General features: G+C 66.2%; 3 protein-coding genes. All 3 read left to right on the forward strand.

Features of this window, described 5'->3' with window-relative positions:
* The first annotated feature begins 615 nt into the window (after positions 1 to 615).
* The 3 genes from ACE3S9_RS16580 (at position 616) to ACE3S9_RS16590 (ending at position 3621) form a co-directional block, all read left to right on the forward strand.
* Positions 616 to 1038 carry a hypothetical protein gene (locus ACE3S9_RS16580; protein WP_374547583.1) on the forward strand — a complete coding sequence of 141 codons (423 nt, stop codon included), beginning with the start codon at positions 616 to 618 and terminating at the stop codon, positions 1036 to 1038.
* A complete protein-coding gene (locus ACE3S9_RS16585; RefSeq protein WP_374547584.1) occupies positions 1004 to 2662 on the forward strand; it encodes an AAA family ATPase in 1659 nt (552 codons plus the stop codon). The genes ACE3S9_RS16580 and ACE3S9_RS16585 overlap by 35 nt, the downstream gene beginning before the upstream one ends.
* A gap of 287 nt (positions 2663 to 2949) precedes the next feature.
* A complete protein-coding gene (locus ACE3S9_RS16590; RefSeq protein ID WP_374547585.1) occupies positions 2950 to 3621 on the forward strand; it encodes an HAD-IA family hydrolase in 672 nt (223 codons plus the stop codon).
* The last annotated feature ends 7 nt before the right edge of the window (positions 3622 to 3628 follow it).

Genomic DNA, 3628 nt, shown 5'->3' on the forward strand with positions numbered 1-3628 from the left:
GTGCGCCTCGCCCAACGCGTGCCGGTCCGCATTGAGCTCGATCCGGTCCCGGCGGAGGTCACTCCGGTCGCCGGCATGACCGCGACGGTCGAAATCGGCCAGCCGGTGCGCTTCCGCGACGATCTGGCGTGGGCGCTGGCCTTCTGGCGGCGCGGCTGGCGCTATTGAGTGTTTCCGCAGCGTCCCGGTTTGGATTTCCGTTTGTGTCTTACGGCGACATCCAATTCGCGGCGCGATCAATCCGTAAGGCGGGATGCCGACCTCCGAACCCGCGTTCGGAAGACCGGCTCGCCTGTTCGGATGCGCAATTCACCTTTCGACGATGGAGCGCAAGCTCAGCGCTTGCCGGAGCTGGCGCTTTGGAGTAAAAGCCCTCACGCGTATTTTCGCGTTTCGATCTCGGAGACGGCACATGACCAATTCGCGCCGCCCGCAATGGGCGCTTGGCTAAGCAAGCCGCCCCGCCGGCTTGCCTCAAGCCGGCTTTTCGATCCTGTGTGATCGACACAGCCAAATAATTTGATTGTCGACAGCGTTCTGCGCCGGCGTCTCGCGCGCCGCGCTGCTGTCTCTTTTTCAGGCCGCGCGCGATGCCGCCGCGGCGAGGATATCGTCATGGATCTTGGTTTTGGCGCGCCGGTTGCGCACCCTTACGAACGTTGGCTGCTGCGCCGTCATGCGCACAATCTCTTCCTGTCGGAAACGCGGCGTGGGCGAACCGGGCCGCGCCGCCGCGTCGCCGGTTGGCTTCTGGAGCATCATCAACTGATCGGCGCCTGCCCCAAAGGGCTTGAAATCGAGGAAGAAGGCGCGAGGCTCAAGGCCGCCGAGTGGAAGTCTTTCGCGCCGTTGCGCAAGCGGCTCGCCGATGCGCAGGACGAAACGGCGCCGGCGGCCTCCTCGCTCGAGAAACGCGTCGCCTGGCTCGGCGCGTCGCTTGGACTGTCGCGATTCGATCAAGCGCTGCTCGACGCGTTGGCGCGCAGCGTCATGTCGCGCCCCCTTGCGCGATCTGCTTCAGCGCTGCGAGGGTTATGAGGGCGAATGCTGGTATGATGAGGAAACACGCCTTTCGGCGCTCGCGGCGATGACGGCGACATCCCAATCGCGGGCGCGGGCGCGGCTTCACAGCGATGCCCCGCTCGGGCTCTACGGGCTTGTGCAGGACTGCGGCCGCAATGAATATTCTCTCACCCAGATCGCGCAGTCGGTGCTGCGCAGTCCGTCGAGCGATAGCTTGGCGCTGCGCAGGCGGCTGCTGGGAGCACACGTGCGCTCCGCGCTCGACTGGACCGATTTCGACCATATCGAGGGGCGGGAAATCGCGCTCGGCCTCGTCGAAGCGGCGCTCACGCGCAAGGAGCGAGGCGTCAATATCTTGTTTTATGGCTCGCCGGGGACCGGCAAAACGGAGTTGGCGCGCGCCATCGGCGACCGGCTCGGAGCGCATGCGGTTTTCGCGGGCGAGGCGACCGCGGGCGCCGAGGAGCGCGAACCATCGCGCGGCGAGCGCATCGGCGCCATCGCCCTCATGGGGGTCTTGGCGCGGCAGGCCGGCGGAAGCTTCGTCGTGGTCGACGAGGCCGATGACGTCTTCGCCAATGTCGATGTCGATGGCGCGGCCCGCAAAGGGTCCAAGGCTTTCACCAACCGTCTCGTCGAAACGAGCGAGGCGCCAACGATCTGGATCACCAACGCGCCGGGCCGGCTCGGCGCCGCCGTATTGCGCCGCATGAGCTATGTGTTGCGCTTCCCGGAGGCCGACCGCACGGCGCGTTCTCGGATGATCGACAAGCTTGCCCGGCACGGGCGGGTGAAGCTCGCGGACAAATCGCGTGACGAGCTTGCAGCGCTCAACGCGTCGCCGGCGATCCTGACCCACGCCTTGCGCGCAGCGCGCCTTGCTGGCGTGGATCCGACGGCCTGCGCGCGTGCGAGCCTGCGCGCCATCGATGGCGCGGAGCCCGAGTACGCTCCGGCGCCGATCGCTTTCGACGTCGCGCTCATTCGCGCCGATCACGATCTTCTCGCTTTGCGCGACAGGATCGCATCTTGCGGGACGCTCGCCCTTTCATTTTGTTTCCATGGCGTGCCGGGCAGCGGAAAGAGCGCCTATACGCGTCATCTCGCCGAGCGCCTCGGTCTGGATGTCGTGGAGAAGCGAGCCTCCGATCTTTTTTCCGCCTGGCTCGGCCAGACCGAGAAGGCGATCCGCCATGCTTTCGAGGAGGCGGCGGACAGGCGCGCCTTCCTGATCTTCGACGAGGCGGACTCGCTGCTGGCCGCGCGCACCGGCGCCCAGCATTCCTGGGAGGTCACGCAGGTCAATGAGTTGCTCGTCGCCATGGAGCGGCACATGCTTCCCTTCGCCTGCTCGACCAACGCCTTCGAGAATTTGGACCCGGCATCGCTGCGGCGTTTCCTTTTCAAGGTCAAATTCCTGGCGATGGGCGAGGATCAGGTCGCCGCGGCGTTTCGCCTGGTCTTTGGCGAGGAGGCGCCGCGCGAGCTGCGCGCGTTCGACACGCTTACACCGGGTGATTTCGCGCTCGTCGCCCGCAAGGCGAAGGTCATGGGGCGCCAGGACGCCGCGACATTGGCGCAATGGCTTATGGAGGAAGCTTCCGCCAAACCGGGCGCGCGGAATCGCATGGGGTTTTAGAAAAGGGGACACATCGTATCGAAAAGGACCTTTGATGATTTTCCCGATACGAGTCTCCCACGGGAGGACCAGTGTGGACGCGCAAGCGGATCTGTTGCGACCGCGCGCATGGTTCTGCTTCGCGCCGGCGGCAGACCATCAAGCGATACCCACTCCCCGCCCCATCTCGAAATTCACGTTGAGACGCCTCGGCTTCTTCGCCGCGATTGGCGCGGCGGCGCGGCGGGTCTATAACATGAGCAGAATCCGCCGCGCGAGACGGCGGGACGCGGGGAAGGGGGACGGTCGTGAAGCTTTTCGTTTTCGACGTCGACGGCACGCTCGTCGATAGCCAGAACCTCATCGTCGAGGCGCAGGGCAGGGCCTTCGCCTCGCTCGGCATGGCGGCGCCTTCGCGCGAGCGCGCGCTTTCCGTGGTCGGCCTGTCGCTGATCGAAGCCTTTGACGCGCTGACCGACGGAAAAGGGCCGAGCGACCGGCTGGCGCAGGCCTATAAGGACGCCTGGACCGAATTGCGCGCGCTGCCGGGCTTCCACGACCCGCTCTATCCCGGCGCGCAGGAATTGCTCAGCGAACTGGCCGCCTGCGAGGACTGCCTGCTCGGCATCGCCACCGGCAAGTCGCGCGCGGGCGTCGACCGGTTGCTGGAGCGCCACGGCTGGCAGGGCTATTTCGACACGATCCAGACGGCGGATGACGCCCCGTCGAAGCCCGCGCCGGACATGTTTTTGCGCGCGCTGCGGGAAACCGGCGTCTCGCCGCGCAACGCCTGCATGATCGGCGACACAACCTTCGACATGGCGATGGCCCATGCCGTCGGCGCCCATGCGATCGGCGTGGGCTGGGGCTATCACCGCCATGAAAAGCTGACCAAGGCCGGCGCGGCGCGGATCGTGCCGGATTTTTTCGCCTTGCGCGCGGCGCTCAGGGAATTCGGGCCGAGTCCAGCGCATGCGTGACGATCTG

It is taken from the genome of Rhodoblastus sp., assembly GCF_041915505.1.
Taxonomy (GTDB): Bacteria; Pseudomonadota; Alphaproteobacteria; order Rhizobiales; family Beijerinckiaceae; genus Rhodoblastus.